The sequence below is a fragment of the Paenibacillus pectinilyticus genome (assembly GCF_001700435.1).
Lineage (GTDB): Bacteria > Bacillota > Bacilli > Paenibacillales > NBRC-103111 > Paenibacillus_E > Paenibacillus_E pectinilyticus.
In genome coordinates, this window is sequence record NZ_LYPC01000026.1 from 22,532 (window position 1) to 40,193 (window position 17,662).

Sequence of the window (17,662 nt, forward strand, 5' to 3'; positions counted from 1 at the left end):
CTAGTTCAAGAGCTGGTGCCGGTGTTTAGCTGGTGCCAGCTTGTTTAATTAGGAGGGGGGGGAGCTCAAATGAAACCACAGATGGAAATGCCTTTTCACAATCCGCCATCGATGTACAGACCTGCTCCGCTGTGGGTGTGGAACGATGATATGGATAAGCCGCGTATCCGAGAACAACTACTGGCCTTAAAGTCGCAAGGCTTCGGCGGTGCGTTCGTTCATCCTCGTCCAGGTCTAGTAACGGAGTACCTCTCTACGGCCTGGTTCGAGTTATGGCGAGAGGCTTTATCCGTGGCCAAAGAGTTGGAAGTGAAGCTGTATATCTACGACGAAAACTCCTACCCTTCGGGGTTTGCAGGTGGTCATATCCCAGCGCAGCTCCCTGATTGTTTAGCTAATGCAGTCATGCTGCGGCAGTGGGGGATCGAAGAGTGGCGTAAGGCCAGTAATGATACGAGTGCTTTTCTGAATAGACCAGGTCATCCGATTCGCGCTTATACGTTTACAACAGCTCCTGATGGGAAAATTACGCTTACGAAGGATATTACGGATGAGCCCATCGCCCTTTGGGGGAATCACGGTGAGCACTTTATGGTACTCGAGATCGGTTCGCCTGAGACGAACAGTTGGCTTGGCGGGTTTGCCTATACGGACATCCTTCGTCCGGAAGTGACAGAATTGTTCCTGAAGACGACTTATGAGGCTTACTATGCGAGATTTGGCGACGATTTCGGAGGAGCCATTCCCGCTATTTTTACAGATGAGCCCGAGATTTCGCCAGGCAATTTATTTCAGAGCGGAGCCGACTTTTTACCCTTTAGTTATTGGTTGGCTGCTGAGTTTTATAAGCGTAATGGTTACAGTTTACTCGAAGGTTTACCTGCCCTTTTTATGGATGTAGATGGTCTAAACTTGCCTGTAGATCCATTAAAAATTCGGTATGACTATTACGATACGCTGCGTGAATTATGGGTAACTAATTCTGTTAAACCGATCTCCCAGTGGTGTGAAAGCCGCGGAATTGCATACACAGGACACTATCTTGAACATAGTTGGCCGTATCCATGGGGGAGAAGTTCACCTTCGGTCATGTCGCTATATGAATACATGCATTGGCCAGCCATCGATATGCTCATGACTCACTTATTAAAAAATGACGAACCAGAGTCACATCTCATGGTGACCATTCGGGAAGCGCATAGTGCGGCTAATCAAATGTCTCGAGAACGCGTCTTATGTGAAGCCTATGGTGCTGGGGGATGGGATTCGACATTCGAGGATTATAAAAGAATTGGCGATTGGCTCTATGTGCATGGCATCAATTTCATGAATCAGCATCTCACCTTTTCGACGATAACGGGTGCTCGTAAACGAGATCATCCGCAGTCGTTCGACTGGCGGCAGCCTTGGTGGGAGGAGTATCGGTCTCTGAACGATTACTTTGCACGGCTTTCTATGGTGCTGGCTCAGGGGGAAACCCATAATCGGGTGCTTGTCCTCAACCCAACGACTTCGGCCTACTTACAGACGCCCGAACAAGGCAGTCCAGGTCTGATTTCCGATCATAAAGGGGCGTTCCAAGCGGATCTTGCCTTATTTCAGTACTTGTGTGACGAACAATGGGATTATGATTTTGGTGACGAGTTTATCATTGAGAATCACGGCCGTATGCAGGGGAATGAGCTCGTGGTTGGCGCGAGAGCCTATAAAATCGTCATTCTGCCATCCGCGATGGTTCAGATTAGGCAAAGCACGTTGGATCTGTTGCTGCAATATCTACAGATGGGCGGCAAGGTTCTCGCTTTCAATTGCCAGTTGAGCAGAATAGACGGTGTCTACAAGGAAAAGTTGATGGATGAACTGCGATCACATGACAATTGGGTAGATATCAATGACTTGGCATCCTTAAATGTGGCCTTGCAAGCTAGTTTATCGCCAAGATTAGCATGGACGACGACTAGCAGCGAAGCGAATAGAGGCATTGTTCATTTACGCAGGGTGTATAAAGAGGATGACGTGGCGTATTATTTCATAACGAATAGCCGTGCGAGCGCGCAAGAAGGGGTGCTGAAGATTGCAGGCAGCTCAGTCCAACGATACGATTTATGGGAGGGCGAGATGAAGGCAATTCCCTCTACCCTTATGGGTACTCACATTCATATACCAATTAATCTTGCCGCGTCGGGCTCGCTTCTGTTAAAGGTAGATGAGGCGGTATCGTTGGGGTTGCATGGATCGCCTGAACAGGCGCTGCATACAGCATGGAACGAGGTTTCTTTGACCGATTCGAACGTGGAGGTGGAGAGCGCCAACATTTTCCCCATCGATTATTGTTCGCTGGTTGTGGATGGTACAACGTATACCGATATCAGCACGCTCTATGCGGCGGATAAACTGTTTGAACACCGCGGGTTTGCTGCTAATCCTTGGGATAACGGGATTCAATACAAACGAAGGCTACTTGATCGTGATCGTTTCTACGGAGAATCCAGTGGATTCACGGTGGTATATGAGTTCCAAATGGACGGCTCCGCTTGTGTGGGGCTTACATGGTTAGGTATTGAACATGCCGATTGGTATCACGTTTACGTGAATGAACAACTTGTCGATCAAATTGGAACGCCATCTACGTTGGATCACCATATCTTAGAGATGGAGATTACGTCGTTGCTGTTGAGCGGGAAAAACGTTGTTACCTTGATCGCCCATGTTTTTCAGGTCCGGATGGAAATTGAGCCAATGTATCTGCGCGGAGAATTTGGCGTATCGGCTCAGTGTGGTCGATGGCTGCTCGGAAATAAGCAGGAGATGGGTTGGGGATCTTGGTTGGATTACGGCTATCCTTTTTATAACGGAGCTGTTCTCTACTCGCATTCCTTTGAGATTACCCAGATGGCAGAGGAGTTGCTGATTACCTTGCAAAGGTGGGAGGGCACCGTAGTTTCCGTGTATATGGATGGGGCTTTTGTTGGTCTCATCGGAACGGATGCCAGCAACTCGTTGCACGTCGATCACTCCCTTAAGTCAGGCGTTCATTCCATGCAAGTAAGAGTCTGTGGAAGTCAGAAAAACTTGCTGGGCCCGCATCATGATCCTGACCATCCGCGAAATAAGGCATGGCCGGGCTGCTGGAAACAAGCACCTAAAGTAGGGCAGCCTAGGGCAGAGCAATATGACCTTATTTCCTATGGTTTATATGGACCTGTCCAGGTTAACTATCGTTGATTAACATAACGGACTGGAGTTGTACTGTAATCCGGCACCTCCAGTCCGTTTATCTTTGAAAGTGTAAGCGTTTCCGAATTATGGACAAGAGAACAGAAGATCATTGATAGGCAAGGCATAAGCCGTTTCTTATACTGAATTCATGGCGGCATGCCAAATCCCCCCAAAATGAGGTGCAATAATGAAACGCTATTTCCTTGCAGCACTCGCTTTATGCTTGATCGTAGGCAATTTTGTTCTTTCCAAGCCTGTTGCCGCATTTTCACAGCTCGACACCATCAAAAATGTCTTCTACATTACGCCGATCGATGAATATCCGAAGCCTGCGAGCTATGGGTCAACTACGCCGACCAGTTCGGACGCTACTCGAATGCAAGATTTGAAGACAAGGTTGATTCCTAACGGAGATGGACCCTATGTGAAAGTCGGCTGGTCAACGAGTATTTGGTACATGGGTGGTCTTGGTAATTATCCTGCGATGTCAATTGCGGAAACCAAAAATGCAGCAGCAGATTATGCTTGGGATGCCGATGCCCGAACAGCCTATAAGTTGAATTTAACGAAAACGTATAATCTTCCAATTCTTTTCCACATGAACGGTGGACATTGGGGCGGCAGCAGCCCGTTGGTCGATTACTTGAGTTCTGACAACAACCGAGTCGAATGGGATCAGAACAATACGCCCGTTTTTACGAAAGCGGTCGTGGGATCGGGTCCTATTGACGGACAATATTTTAGTTTATCCCGCTTAAATACCGCCTTGTATACATATAAGAAAAGAAATTTACAGCAAGCGATCGCTTATGTTGTCAATTTTGATCAAGCGAACCCAGGGCTCGTGGTCGGAGTCAGCCTCGATTCGGAGACAATTCATGCTTCGGGAAATGGTGATTATAACCCCTTCGTGATTGAAGAATGGCGCCAATGGCTGCAGGGTACTGGCATCTATGGTGCTTCGGGCGCTTATGCGGGACAAGGAAAGAATCCAAGCTACACATCGATTGCTCAATTCAACACGGCAATGGGCACATCCTTCAGTTCATTCGCTGCCATTGACCCTCCGCGCAGCAACAACGGAAGTGTCTTCTGGCAAGAATGGCAGCACTGGCAGAAGCTGCTTGTCGATCATCATACACAGGATATGGCGGACTGGATTCAAGCGGCTGGGATGCCAGCGGAGCGAATCTTCAGTCATGAAATCGCCCCTTCTGGGTTGATTGATTCCTTTCAAGATGATCCAAGTGTGGCCAATTTGACCCCGCAAGGGCTTGGAATCACGACGTATGGTTCCTACGCGACCAACAATTCGATATTTCAGTTAGCCAAGAATACGAATTCATCCTGGGGAATATTCGAAACGAATCCAACCACGCCGGGTAACGTTGCTTCGTACACCGATGATTACAATTCGCTTCAGTATCCATGGGATAACGGAGCGCAGGTCGTGTGCCCTAATGCCTGGGGATGGAGTGATACGGAAACAGGAGGATACAACATTAGAGGAACTAATTATGAGACGGCGATTAAGGATTTCGTTAATGCGAACAAGAACACCTTAAAGCCGTATTTCCCGATGGGCGGGTCTGGGGGATCCGGAGGAACGATCGATCAGAACAACGCCAGCGGCACATTTACGAATTATAACGATATTCGCAGCACGAACCAACGATTGCAGGCATTTACAGTTACCAGCACGACATTGCCCAAGATCGACATCTGGTCGTATAAGAATGGAAATCCTGCTGGCGATTTAGTCGTTAAAGTCTATGCGTTCGACAGTTCAAACAATCCGACCGGCAGCCCGCTGTACACAGGCAACATTGCACCATCTGCGGTATCGGCTACGCCGGGCTGGATTACCGTTAACACGAACCTGACTGGATTAACGCCGGGCGGGAAATATGGTTTCATTCTATCGTCTCCTGGTACGGGAGATGCGGGATTGACGAATACCTATGGCTTTGGCTACAGCGACAGCAATGTGTATCCACAAGGTGCTGAGCGATACTCAAGCAACAGCGGAACGTCGTGGGCGACGGAAGCAAACCGCAGCTTGAAATTTATCACTTACAGCAGTGCATCGGGAGGTACGATCGATCAGAATAACAGTAACGGGACGTTTACGAATTACAATGATTTACGCCAGTCGTACCAAAGATTACAGACGTTTACGATTACCGGCACAACCTTGCCCAAGATCGATATCTGGTCGTATAAGAACGGCAGTCCTGCGGGTAATTTAGTCATTAAGGTGTATGCGTTCGATGGCTCGAACAATCCAACTGGGAGCGCGCTATTCACAGTCAATATCGCTCCGTCTTCCGTATCGGCTACGCCGGGCTGGATAACCCTGAATACGAACCTGACCGGATTAACGGCGGGTGGGAAATATGGATTCATCCTATCGTCCCCAACTACGGGAGATGCAGGATTATCGAACACCTACGGTTTTGGCTATAACGATAGCAATCTATATCCGCAAGGTGTCGAACGTTTCTCGAACAACGGTGGGACATCGTGGTCCACGGAAGCGAGTCGCAGCTTGAAATTCATTTCTTACAAATAGTGTGTAAGTGCTAGAAGCGCAGAAGTGATAGTAAAGGAGCACCCCGAATGGCGCATTCGGGGTGTTTTTGCGTTTACTCTGAAAGATCTTCGATGTGAAGAATCATCAATTAGGGGGGAATACACGCTTCAATTGTTAAGGGAGCTTCGAGTTTTTCGAATGTTGGTTGAACGCGCCCTCTCTCTAAAAAGTCGTCAAAGTTCCATTGAAATAGTCGGCAAACTGTTAGTTGGCTCAGAAGGATTACTCTAAGATGAAAGTAACATAGTAGAAATGTTCAAGAAAAGAGAGATCGTGATGATCTGGATATGCCGCTTGAGTCTCATGACTGGATTCGGTATGTGCCTATATGGATACAAGATAAGGGTCATGTGCGATATGCCATGGTAGAGAATATCGGGGCGTCTGTGGATAAATTCAGAAGTCTCGCTGATGATCTTCATGTCGTAAAGCAATTTATATAAGATTTGGCTCTTGTATAGAACTACATTCAAATAATTAGGAGGCTAGACCATGATGCAAGATGGAATTGGAAGAGTAGATGTAAGCAGTATCGTACTACCAGACGAAGTTAAGAAACTAGATTGTGGGACGTACACGTACTCAGGCAAAGTACTGATTTCGTATAAGACGGAGAAGGATCTTGAAACGACTGATTTTTATAACTTGGCTGTTCTGAACGATGATGGAACGGATTTTCGGGTGATCTTCTCTGGCGTGATACCCAAATTGCCTAAGGCAAACGGTATTCGGTATATGCCTTTTCAGGATAATAACCGTGTGTTGTTAGGAGATTATGTGCTGGAGTGTTCACCCAATATTGATATCTGTACAGATGCCAAACTAATTCCAATCGAATATCCATTAAGCCTGGTCGATAGTCCAAGTATTTCCCATCATTGGTCCGAAATCATCATTGCACCTGACAATAAACATATGAGTTGGACGATCCTCGGTGCAAGCAGCGGTGCTGCAGCGATTGGTGTTCTGACTCGTCATACAGATACGTATGTTCTGGAAAACGTACAGCTGATTAGTACCATTTCGGGATTTGAAAATGACCCGAATAATCCGGGATTTATTAGTCCCAATCCTATGCGTGGAGGAGAAGTGAAACAGTTTGTCCGTGGTGGTAACGCCATATCCACGGTGGCGGGGAAATTGAACAGTACTACCGACTCAATTGTACAGAGTTTGTCGACGGAAGATCTGACACAAATCACACGTACGCCTGGCTATGATGAAACGACCATTTTCTCCCCAGATGAACGGCTAGGCATGGTTATGAGCTCTAGATTTTCACCAAAAACAGATCCGGCTATTTTCGGATTAATGCCTCGGCCCAATGGTCTCAATACGATGGCAGGTATGATGTGGTCCCTGTATATGTATGCGATCGCCGGGGTACGAAGCTTCAGAGAAGGCAATATCGGCCCTGCTTTGATTGACATTGATCGTTCGATGAACGAACCGGGCTATAAAGGCATCCAGCTGACTACAGATGCCAATTGGGTGTATTGCTCACCGATGTCCTGGCATCCGGATGGCAAGCGTGCCGTGTGGCCAGAGATGCTGCGAGGCAGCGGTGGCGCACAAATGCGGCTTCAGATAGTGAAGCTGCTGGATTATGAGCCTCAGGCACCGGTGCCTTATGTAACAACGACCGATGACATCCCGTACGGGATCAAAGATTTATCCGTTTTAGAAGCAGTCAAATCGGATGTAGAAGGCAAAATCGCGGGGAAACATACGGGTTACATCATCTTTACTAGAAATTCCTCCGGTAATGGAGGAACGAATGAATCGCAATATGTAAACTTTAGCGATGACGGCGAGAATTTCTATAACGGATTTGAGAAGACCTATTTTAGTTTTAGTGAGGAAAACCGTTATGAAGCTAACCTTCAATTGACTGGTTCTAAGCAGGGGGATATGAAAATGAAGGCGACATTCTCCGCTGTGTTTGGTGCAACGCCAGTTAAACTGTTGTTTGATAACGATACAGACGGTAAGCCCAAAAGTTATGGATATGCCTCCTATGAGGGGATCAAACTGAATATCGCAGATTTGTTAGAATAGCAGGTACTAGCACCCTGAAAGTATTTTGGGGTGCTTTCTTCTAATATGAAATACATGAGTCCCGCATCCGAATACGGAAAGGAAAGATAGCCATGAAGATTATTCGACTTAAAACAAACCGTATCACGAATCCGCTAGGATTTTCGCTGGATAAGCCGCGATTTTCATATGTTGTCACTGAAACAGAGGCACAACGTCAAAGTGCTGCGCGTTATGAAGTGGCATTAGATATAGCTTTCGAAAGCATCATATATGATAGCGGCAAAAGGGAGGATACCGATAGCCTCGCCTTCGAGCTCCCCATTGAGTTGCAGCCAAGAACACGCTACTACTGGCGGGTCTCGGTTTGGGCGGACAACGGCGATCATGCGGTTAGCGAGAATGCCTGGTTTGAGACAGCGAAATTAGACGAGCCTTGGAATGGTAAATGGATTGTTCCTGAACTGGATAAAGACACGCATCCTGTGCTCAGCCGTTCATTTGAGCTAACTGGAGCGGTTGCTTCGGCGCGTGCTTACGTTTGCGGATTAGGACTGTATGAAATGGAAGTAAACGGTGAAAAAGCCGGTGACGAATATTTTGCACCGTATTTTAATGCTTACCAGAAGTGGTTACAGTATCAAACCTATGATGTGACGGCACTGCTGCGCAATGGCGCGAACCAGGTATCGGTAAGCCTAGGAAACGGACTCTACAAAGGACGGTTTGGTTTTGAAGGTCACGCAGCCGAGTTATATGGGAAAGAATTTGCCCTGCTGTGCGATATTGTTGTGACTTATATCGATGGATCAACGGTTATCATTTCGTCTGACGATTCATGGACGGCTGCCAAAAGCAAAGTCATGAGTGGCAATTTGTATGACGGGGAAGTTTACGACGCTACCTTCGAGTCCACACAATCCTTTCCAGTTCGTGAAGGGGATCTCGGCTATGAGCGGCTGAAAGCGCGTCTTAGCCTGCCAGTTGTTATCAAACAAGAGCTCAAACCTGTAGAGGTTATTCATACCCCGGCAGGAGAGACTGTGCTTGATATGGGGCAGAACATGGTGGGCTGGCTCCAATTTCATACCCATGCGCCTAATGGCACAGTTATCCGACTGCAATATGGCGAAGTGCTGCAAGACGGCAATTTTTATCGTGACAACTATCGTACAGCAAAAGCGGAATATCAATATACGTCTGATGGAACTGGAGCAGTCATACGTCCTTATTTTACCTACTACGGTTTCAGATACGTCAAGGTTGAAGGATGGCCAGGCGAACTGAATTCGGATGACTTTACTGGTTGTGTCCTCTACTCCGATTTGGAGGAAATCGGGCAAATCGAAACGAGCAATCCCCTTGTGAACCGGCTGTTCCAGAATGCGCTGTGGAGCCAGCGAGGCAACTTCCTTGATGTTCCAACGGACTGCCCTCAGCGAGATGAGAAAATGGGATGGACGGGGGATGCACAGGTGTTCTCTGGAACAGCTTGCTTTAATATGGATGCCTATGCCTTCTTCCGTAAATATGGCTATGATATGGGCCAAGAACAAGAGGAGCGGGGAGGTGCAGTTCCGAAGGTCGTACCCGCGATCAATTTGCGGGAAGGCAGTTCCAGCGCATGGGCAGATGCGGCTACGATCATTCCCTGGAACGTTTATCTGCACAGTGGAGATAAGACTATCTTGGATCAACAGTTCGAGAGCATGAAGGGATGGGTCAATTATATCATCCGCGCTGACGAGGAATCTGGCGGTCGTAGATTATGGTCAGTGGGATTCCACTTCGGCGATTGGCTTGCGCTAGACAGCAGCGATCCCGACTCTTCGATGGGCGGAACTGACATTGACTTCATCGCGTCGGCCTATTATCGACATTCCTCACAATTAGTTGCGAAGGCGGCGCGAGTGCTCGGGAATATAGAGCTTGCGGCCTACTATGAGCGGATTTCAGATGAAGTGAAGGCAACGATTGAAAATGAATTCTTTTCCAAAAATGGTCGAATGACCATTAATACGCAAACCGCTTTTACGCTCGCACTATATATGGATCTCGTTCCGGACGCTTTCAAAACTAGAATCGTAGAAGGATTAGGCAATCGGCTTCATATGGACCGTAAACTGATTAAGACCGGCTTTGTAGGTACGCCTTACTTGAGTCGCGTTCTGTCAGATCATGGGTACAGTGACCTTGCTTATACGCTGTTGCTTAACGAGGATTATCCAAGTTGGCTCTATGCGGTGAAGCTTGGCGCTACAACAATCTGGGAGCGTTGGAATTCAATTCTGCCCGACGGCAAAATGAACCCTAAGGGCATGAACTCACTAAACCATTATGCGTATGGTTCGATTGCCGAATGGATGTATCGTTCCATTGCAGGTATTAATCCCACAGAAGATGCGCCAGGTTTCCGTCGGGTAGTTTTGGCACCTCAACCTGATTTGCGTATGAAATGGGCCAAAGCTCACGTTCAATCTGCCGCAGGACTCTACGAGAGCGAATGGCGTATTAGTGATGAAGGTCATCTTATCTTCCGATTCGTAGTTCCGTTCAATACTACTGCAGATGTACGGCTTCCTGATTCGGATATCTCGACTATTGTGATTAATAGTCAGCCTTTGGGGAGTAGCGGAATCTTGGGTGTGCAAGAGGGGGACAAGACGCGCTTGGAGTTGTACAGCGGGACATACGAAATCCATTATTTGCCGACCAAAGACTACATCAAAAGATACAGCACTAGCAGCCCATTAGTTGAGCTTATGCGCAACGAATCGGCCAAGGCGATAATTCAGCCTGTACTTCCACGCCGTATGGATCATAATCCGCAGGACTTCTTGTCTGCTATTGGGGATACGTCACTACGTCAATTGTCTGCTTATTTTCCGATGGATGCGGCAGTGCTCGATCAATTGGATGAGCAGTTAAATGCTTTACCTGTAGCTTAATATTCGCGTTTAAGGAGGAGTAGGGATGACACAACAGTTTCCAGAGGGATTTTTATGGGGGGCGTCAACAGCAGCTCATCAGGTAGAAGGCAATAATACGAAGTCCGATTGCTGGTTGATGGAAAACGTGGAAGGCTCGATGTTTAAGGAGCCATCGGGCAGCGCTGTAGATCATTATCGTCTCTATAAGGAAGATATTGCGCAAATGGCTGCAATGGGACTCAACGGCTATCGCTTCTCCATTGAATGGGCGCGCATCGAGCCGGAAGAAGGTCATTTCGATGCGGCTGAGATTGAGCATTACCGCAACGTTCTGCTCGCTTGCAGACAATGGAAAATTACACCTATCGTGACTATGCATCATTTCAGTTCCCCGCAATGGCTCATTCGAGAAGGCGGTTGGGAGTCGGCGGGCACGCCTGCCCGATTTGCCCGTTATTGCGCGCATGTTATGCGCGAGCTCGGCGACTTAATTCCTTATGTTTGCACGATCAATGAAGCGAACATCTCTCTTGGCATTAAGAAAATTATGAAGCGCCACCAAGCTCAAGCAGCTGCTCCAGGTGCGCAGGTCGGCATGAATACGGACAAAATGGCTCAAATGCAAAAGAACTATGAGGCATTGAGCAAAGCTTTCGGTTCTCCTGCTGCTGGGGTTCAAGCATTTTTAGCTCCTCGCTCGGACAACGGATTGGAAATCATTTTTAAAGCGCATACGGAAGCGAGAGCGGCGATCCGAGAAATTAGCCCGCAAACGCAAGTCGGCGTAACACTATCGCTTTATGACTACCAGAGCGTTGCAGGCGGAGCGGAGCAAGCGGCTCAGGCCTTGCAGGATGAATTCCTTCAATTCCTACCTTATATGAAGGACGATGATTTCTTTGGGTTGCAGAATTATACTCGTGCGGTTTACGGCGCAGATGGCATTCTTCCCGTTCCAGAGAGCGCTGAGAAGACGCAAATGGGGAACGAATATTACCCTGAGGGGCTTGAGGCTGTTGTCCGTTATGCTTGGAAGCATTTAGGAATCCCCATCATGATCACGGAGAATGGCGTAGCCACGGATGATGATACCCGCCGTGTCGCCTTCATTGATCGAGCTTTACAGGGCGTACATGCCTGCATTTCGGACGGCATTCCGGTTAAGGGCTATATGCATTGGTCGTTGATGGATAATTTTGAATGGCAGCTCGGCTTCTCCAGAACTTTCGGACTTATTGAGGTGGACCGTACGACACAGGAGCGAACAGTAAAGCCTAGTGGTCATCATCTAGGGAGTATTGCAACAAAGAACACGATCTAAGCGAGCAAATATCAAAAAGATACAAGAAGGGCTGATCGGGGACATGCCCGATCAGCCCTATTTTCTCTCAAGAAAAGTCGTCAAAACGTTATTGAAAAAGTCGTCATACTGTTAGTTGACCATAGGCATATCTATTATGATGAACTTAAGAAGTATATTACTAAGAGGAAGTGAATTTGATGGAAAAATCCGTATCGGCGACTGTAACGCAGGTGGGTGTGAGAGTAAAGAAAAAAGAAAATCGGTATAGTAAATACGCGCCGCTCCTAATCATGATGGCACCGGGACTGATTTACCTATTGTTTAATAACTATCTCCCGATGGTCGGGATCGCAATCGCGTTCAAAAAAATCAATTTCGCGAAAGGCTTTTTTAACAGTGATTGGGTGGGTTTTAAAAATTTTGAATACTTGTTCAAGACCAGTGACGCTTATATCATTACGCGAAATACGATACTTTATAATCTTGTCTTCATTTTACTTGGCACCATTCTGGCCTTTGCGTGTGCGGTCATGCTCAACGAGATCAAAAATAAAGTATTAGTAAAGTTTTATCAAAGCATCATCACGCTGCCACATCTGATTTCTATGGTTATCGTTAGTTACTTAGTCTATGCCCTATTGAGTGCAGATACAGGCTTCATCAATCATACGGTACTTCCTTGGTTTGGCATGGAGGAAGGCATTTCCTGGTATAGCGAAGATAAGTACTGGCCATGGATACTGACAGTGGTTCATTTCTGGAAAAGTGTCGGTTACTCCAGCATTGTGTTTTTTGCGGCTTTGCTTGGCATTGACGAAGAATACTATGAAGCGGCGAGACTTGATGGAGCGAGTCGATTACAGCAGATCCGTCACATTACTTTACCAATTCTAACACCAGTTATTACGATGATGACATTACTCAGCATCGGACGTATCTTCTACTCCGACTTCGGACTATTCTATCAGGTTCCAATGAACTCGGGGGCACTATTTAACACAACGGCAACGATTGATACGTATGTATTTAAGGGCTTGATGGGCAGCGGCGATCTAGGCATGTCCACTGCAGCAGGCGTTTATCAATCAGTGGTTGGATTCCTGCTCGTTATACTAGCGAACTATACTGTGAGACGTTTCAGCAAAGACAACGCGTTGTTCTAGGGAGGGTATCATCTTGAAAAATGAAAGTAGAGGCTTAACTTGGTTCAGCCATATTATGATGTTGTTGTTCGCTGTCGTCAGTATTATTCCGTTTGTGCTGCTCATCTCGGCATCGTTTACAGATCAAAATGAGATCGTCGCCAATGGCTATTCATTCATCCCCCAAACATTCAGTTTGGCAGCGTATGAGTATCTATACGAAAGAGGGGCGGACATCGCGCGCGCTTACGGCGTAACGGTCTTCGTTACCATTGTGGGGACAGCAATTGGGGTAGCTATGACGGCACTGCTGTCATACCCGTTGTCAAGAAGTGTCACTCCACACCGTAATCTAATTATGTTTATCGTCTTCTTCACCATGTTGTTTAATGGTGGATTGGTTCCTTCTTACTTGGTGTACACACAGATCTTCCATATCAAGAATACCATATGGGCATTAGTTGTGCCTGGGCTCCTGATGAACGGATTTTACGTCATGATGATGCGAACATTCTTCCAAACCACGATACCAAGTGCATTAATTGAATCTGCACAAATAGACGGAGCAGGGGAATACAGAACCTTCTGGTCAATCGTGATTCCTCTGTCGGCTCCAATTCTAGCGACGATTGGCTTGTTTGAATGTATCATGTACTGGAACGACTGGCAGCTTGGAATGATCTATATTACGAACCCAAAACTATTCAGTATTCAGAATTTACTAAATCGTATTATGCAGGACATTCAGTTTATCACCACTAATATGAGTAGTACGAATACGAACGATGCCATGCAGCAAATGCCTACGGATTCGGTGAAAATGGCTATTGCCGTGATCGGCGTTCTGCCGATCCTCGTAGCGTACCCGTTCTTCCAAAAGTATTTTATCAAAGGTATTATGATCGGCGCTGTGAAAGGATAAGAAATAGTCTTCTATATGTGTAACGCCACAACTGTCGTATTATGGTTGTGGCGTTAGCACTTTCTGACAGAGTATGATACAACTAGGATGAAATCCGACCCAAAAGGAGACCAGATGGCATGAATACTCATAAATGGCACTGGCGGCGAACCTCATTGCGATACAAGCTGATCGCTAGCGTTCTACTTATGACTTTGCCGCTGATTGGTATGCTTTTATACAATAATTACTATGCAATTCATGTCGTCCGCGGGCAGGTTGCTGATTCTTACAAGAATATGCTAAAGCTCTATATGAACCAGACGGATGACAGCCTGAATGATATAGATTCTTATATGAGTACAGTGGCAAGTAACGGCTATGATTTGTTGTCACTTAGTCAGGCGGCAACCGATACGGATTATTACAGTGCGAAAATCTATCTGTTCAACAAGTTGAATCGGGATAGTTCGTTGTACAATTCGTTAAGCTCTTTTTTTGTATATACCGAGCACAGGCAAGATTATTTGGACGTTTCCAAAGGTGACCAATCTGCTCTGGAGGAAAAAGATGAAATTGCAACTTTCATCATCGAATGGATTCATTCCCGTCAATATTCGCAAGGGAGCTCAGTACAAAGATGGCAGCATGTCCGAATCGGTCAAGACGATTACCTTCTCGATATCGTTCATTCGGGTGATGCGTACTTGGGTGGTTTGATCAAAACAAGCCTATTATTGGAACCACTCGACGCCCTTCAGATCGGGGAGGGAGGAGAGGTTTTACTTGCGGATAAGCAGGGTAAACAAATAACGGATACAGAAGCAGTAAGCGATTACGGGGTTGAATTGCGAAAGAACATGAACGATTATTATATTTCAGGCACAACCAAAAAATTTCTAGTCGTCGGAGCGCAGTCCGTTAAAGGTGAATTCCAGCTGGTTACCCTAATTCCCGATCAGCATATCTTAGCCAATCTTCCCTATCTCCAATGGGTCGTTTGGTTAATTACAATTGGAGGATTCTTATTTATTCCACTAGGGCTCTATTCGATGAGAATGTCGATCTTAGTTCCCTTATATCGGGTGCTGCGAACCATGAAGAAGGTCCGTGAGGGAGATTGGAGCAGCAGGGTTGAGCTGAGTGATACTTCCGGCGAGTTTCATCTCATCGGGGGCGCATTTAACGCCATGATGACGGATGTCGAAAGGCTCCGCATCAACGTCTATGAGGAACAACTGAATAAGCAAAAGGAGGAATTGCAGCGGCTTCAGCTGCAAGTGAATCCCCATTTTTTCTTGAACACGCTCAATATCGTTTATAACCTCGCGAAGGTCAAGAACTACGAATTGATTCTGGAAATGTCGATGTCATTAATTCATTACTTCCGTTTTATGTTTCGCAGCAATACTTCGTTCGTACAATTGAAGGACGAGATTGAACATACCAAGAATTATTTGCGGATTCAAAGCTTACGGTTCCCAAACCAACTAACATGGAACATCGAGACGCCGGTTTACCTATCGGATGTACCTATTCCACCGTTAGTTATTCAATCGTTCGTCGAGAATTCAATCAAGCATGCCGTTACATTGGACGAGCCAATCCATATTTCCGTACACATTGAATTCATGGATGAGGAGAACGACTCCAGAGTGAAAATAAGTATTAAAGATACGGGATTTGGCTTTAATGATCAGGTCTTGGAAGAACTGCAAGCCGGGAGAAGCGTCGAGAATGAACGTGGTGAGCATACCGGAATCTGGAATGTGGAGCGAAGATTAAAGCTGCTGTATGGTGAAACTGTCTCTATTCAGTATGCTAACGTGAAGGAAAGCGGCGGCGCGGTTGTGGAGATAATTGTTCCCATACATCCAGGAATGGAGGAAAAGAGATGAATTATCAGTTGCTCCTTGTTGATGATGAAGTTCATGCCATTGAAGGCGTGAAGTCTGATCTGGATATGAACAAACTGGGAATAACGGCATTGTTTACTGCTTTCAATATCAGGCAAGCTAAAGACATATTTGAAAAGGAAACGATTGATATTCTACTGTGCGATATTGAAATGCCGCAAGGTAACGGCTTGGAACTACTGACTTGGGTTAGAGAGAATCATCCGAACACGGCGACGATCTTTTTGACAAGCCATGCGGATTTTAAATATGCCAAGGAAGCGTTGCAGCTAGGGAGTCTCGATTATTTATTGAAGCCTGTGCTTGGGACCGATTTGGAGAAAGCCATCCGTAAAGCGCAGCTCCACATTGACCGGAATAGTGAAATCAACCGGAATAGCAAGTCACATCAATTATGGTTGAAACATCATTCCTTTATCATCGAGCGGTTCTGGCTGGATCTCATCAACCATTCGACACCGAGTCTGCCAGCCGCAATCAGCGAGCAGGTAGAGCGTCATCATATCCCGATTACGGACGAATCTGTCTTCCTTCCTATTCTTATTTCTGTCCAAAGATGGAACAAAGGTTTGAACAGAAGAGATGAAAAGATTCTTGAGTATGCGCTTAAAAATACGGCTGAAGAAATCCTAATTACTAACCGTTCCAATGGTATTTGTTTTCAATTGGACCGGGGAATGCTAATGATTATCTTGGTTGCTAACAGGGGTAGAGAATGGGATTATGGTCATCTCACAGAAGCATGTCATCAATATATTGCCTCATGCAACGGTTATTTCTACTGTGACATGAGCTGTTATTTCGGACGTTCTGTCGAAAGCCGTGAGATGGCAGATATGGTAGCGGAGTTGCGGCTTAGGGATCGCAACAATGTTGCCTTTGTCAACCAAGTATTCCTTCATCAAGATAGTGGAAGTGCGCATCAGCCGATTAAGCTGCCAGCTATGAGTGTAGTTTCCTCGCTTTTGAAATCAGGTACTAGGGAAGCCGTCGTTCACGAAGTGGAAGCGATCTTAGATAATCTCGTACGAAATCAAGGAATGGATGCCGAGATTTTGCATCAATTTAATCAGAATTTTATGCAGGTGGTGTTCTCATTCCTGAATTTGAAAGGGATTGAGGCAAATCAATTATTCGGAGATGAAGAATCGAGGCGTATTTCGGAGATAGCTGTGCGATCCATTACGGATATGTTAGCTTGGGTCCATCATATCGTGAGCAAGGCGATGAACCAAGCAGAAGTGGTGAAAGAGACTGATAAAATCGTCCAAACTGTCCTAGCGTATATTGCGCTTAACATGGATCAAGATTTGGCACGGGAAACGCTCGCGGATCAGGTGTTTTTGAATCCAGATTATTTGTCGCGAATATTCAAAAAAGAAACTGGTTATTCCATATCCGACTATATATTGCTGGAAAAAATCAAGCATGCTAAGGAGTTATTATCACAAACAAATGTTCCTATTAGCTCCATTGCCTCCTCGTTGGGGTATACGAATTTCTCCTATTTTACAAAACTATTCAAAAAGTATGCGGGGTTAGGACCAACAGAGTATAGGAGTCAATTCGGAAACGTTATGAAGTCGTGAAAACGCTATTAAAGAAGTCGTCAAAGTGTTAG

At 46.1% G+C, this 17,662-nt stretch carries 9 protein-coding genes; all 9 read left to right on the top strand.

All coding sequences use genetic code 11. The features are described from left to right. Positions 1 to 69: 69 nt before the first annotated feature. The 9 genes from A8709_RS20795 (at position 70) to A8709_RS20835 (ending at position 17,630) form a co-directional block, all read left to right on the top strand. Positions 70 to 3,225, top strand: coding sequence for a glycosyl hydrolase (locus A8709_RS20795; protein WP_065854727.1), 3,156 nt, complete (start codon positions 70 to 72; stop codon positions 3,223 to 3,225). Positions 3,226 to 3,406: 181 nt separating this feature from the next. After that, complete coding sequence (locus A8709_RS20800) at positions 3,407 to 5,791, top strand: hypothetical protein (RefSeq protein WP_065854729.1); 2,385 nt, start codon at positions 3,407 to 3,409, stop codon at positions 5,789 to 5,791. A 513-nt stretch (positions 5,792 to 6,304) separates the two neighbouring features. Then, a complete protein-coding gene (locus A8709_RS20805) occupies positions 6,305 to 7,870 on the top strand; it encodes a hypothetical protein (RefSeq protein ID WP_065854731.1) in 1,566 nt (521 codons plus the stop codon). A gap of 92 nt (positions 7,871 to 7,962) precedes the next feature. After that, positions 7,963 to 10,797 (top strand): alpha-L-rhamnosidase, encoded by a 2,835-nt coding sequence (locus A8709_RS20810; RefSeq protein WP_065854733.1) that lies wholly within the window; start codon positions 7,963 to 7,965, stop codon positions 10,795 to 10,797. Between the two features lie 25 nt (positions 10,798 to 10,822). Next, positions 10,823 to 12,100 (top strand): glycoside hydrolase family 1 protein, encoded by a 1,278-nt coding sequence (locus A8709_RS20815; protein ID WP_065854735.1) that lies wholly within the window; start codon positions 10,823 to 10,825, stop codon positions 12,098 to 12,100. A gap of 179 nt (positions 12,101 to 12,279) precedes the next feature. Next, a complete protein-coding gene (locus A8709_RS20820; RefSeq protein ID WP_084225236.1) occupies positions 12,280 to 13,245 on the top strand; it encodes an ABC transporter permease in 966 nt (321 codons plus the stop codon). A gap of 13 nt (positions 13,246 to 13,258) precedes the next feature. After that, positions 13,259 to 14,146, top strand: coding sequence for a carbohydrate ABC transporter permease (locus A8709_RS20825; RefSeq protein WP_244163271.1), 888 nt, complete (start codon positions 13,259 to 13,261; stop codon positions 14,144 to 14,146). Positions 14,147 to 14,265: 119 nt separating this feature from the next. Continuing rightward, positions 14,266 to 16,023, top strand: a complete 1,758-nt coding sequence (locus A8709_RS20830; protein ID WP_065854737.1) for a sensor histidine kinase — start codon at positions 14,266 to 14,268, stop codon at positions 16,021 to 16,023. Next, complete coding sequence (locus A8709_RS20835) at positions 16,020 to 17,630, top strand: response regulator (protein WP_065854739.1); 1,611 nt, start codon at positions 16,020 to 16,022, stop codon at positions 17,628 to 17,630. Before A8709_RS20830 ends, A8709_RS20835 begins: the two co-directional genes overlap by 4 nt. Positions 17,631 to 17,662 lie beyond the last annotated feature (32 nt).

Bases quoted from the DNA above. Each gene is read 5' to 3' on its own strand.
- A8709_RS20795 (WP_065854727.1), top strand. From the start codon at position 70: ATGAAACCACAGATGGAAATGCCTTTTCACAATCCGCCATCGATGTAC.
- A8709_RS20800 (WP_065854729.1), top strand. From the start codon at position 3,407: ATGAAACGCTATTTCCTTGCAGCACTCGCTTTATGCTTGATCGTAGGC.
- A8709_RS20805 (WP_065854731.1), top strand. From the start codon at position 6,305: ATGATGCAAGATGGAATTGGAAGAGTAGATGTAAGCAGTATCGTACTA.
- A8709_RS20810 (WP_065854733.1), top strand. From the start codon at position 7,963: ATGAAGATTATTCGACTTAAAACAAACCGTATCACGAATCCGCTAGGA.
- A8709_RS20815 (WP_065854735.1), top strand. From the start codon at position 10,823: ATGACACAACAGTTTCCAGAGGGATTTTTATGGGGGGCGTCAACAGCA.
- A8709_RS20820 (WP_084225236.1), top strand. From the start codon at position 12,280: ATGGAAAAATCCGTATCGGCGACTGTAACGCAGGTGGGTGTGAGAGTA.
- A8709_RS20830 (WP_065854737.1), top strand. From the start codon at position 14,266: ATGAATACTCATAAATGGCACTGGCGGCGAACCTCATTGCGATACAAG.
- A8709_RS20835 (WP_065854739.1), top strand. From the start codon at position 16,020: ATGAATTATCAGTTGCTCCTTGTTGATGATGAAGTTCATGCCATTGAA.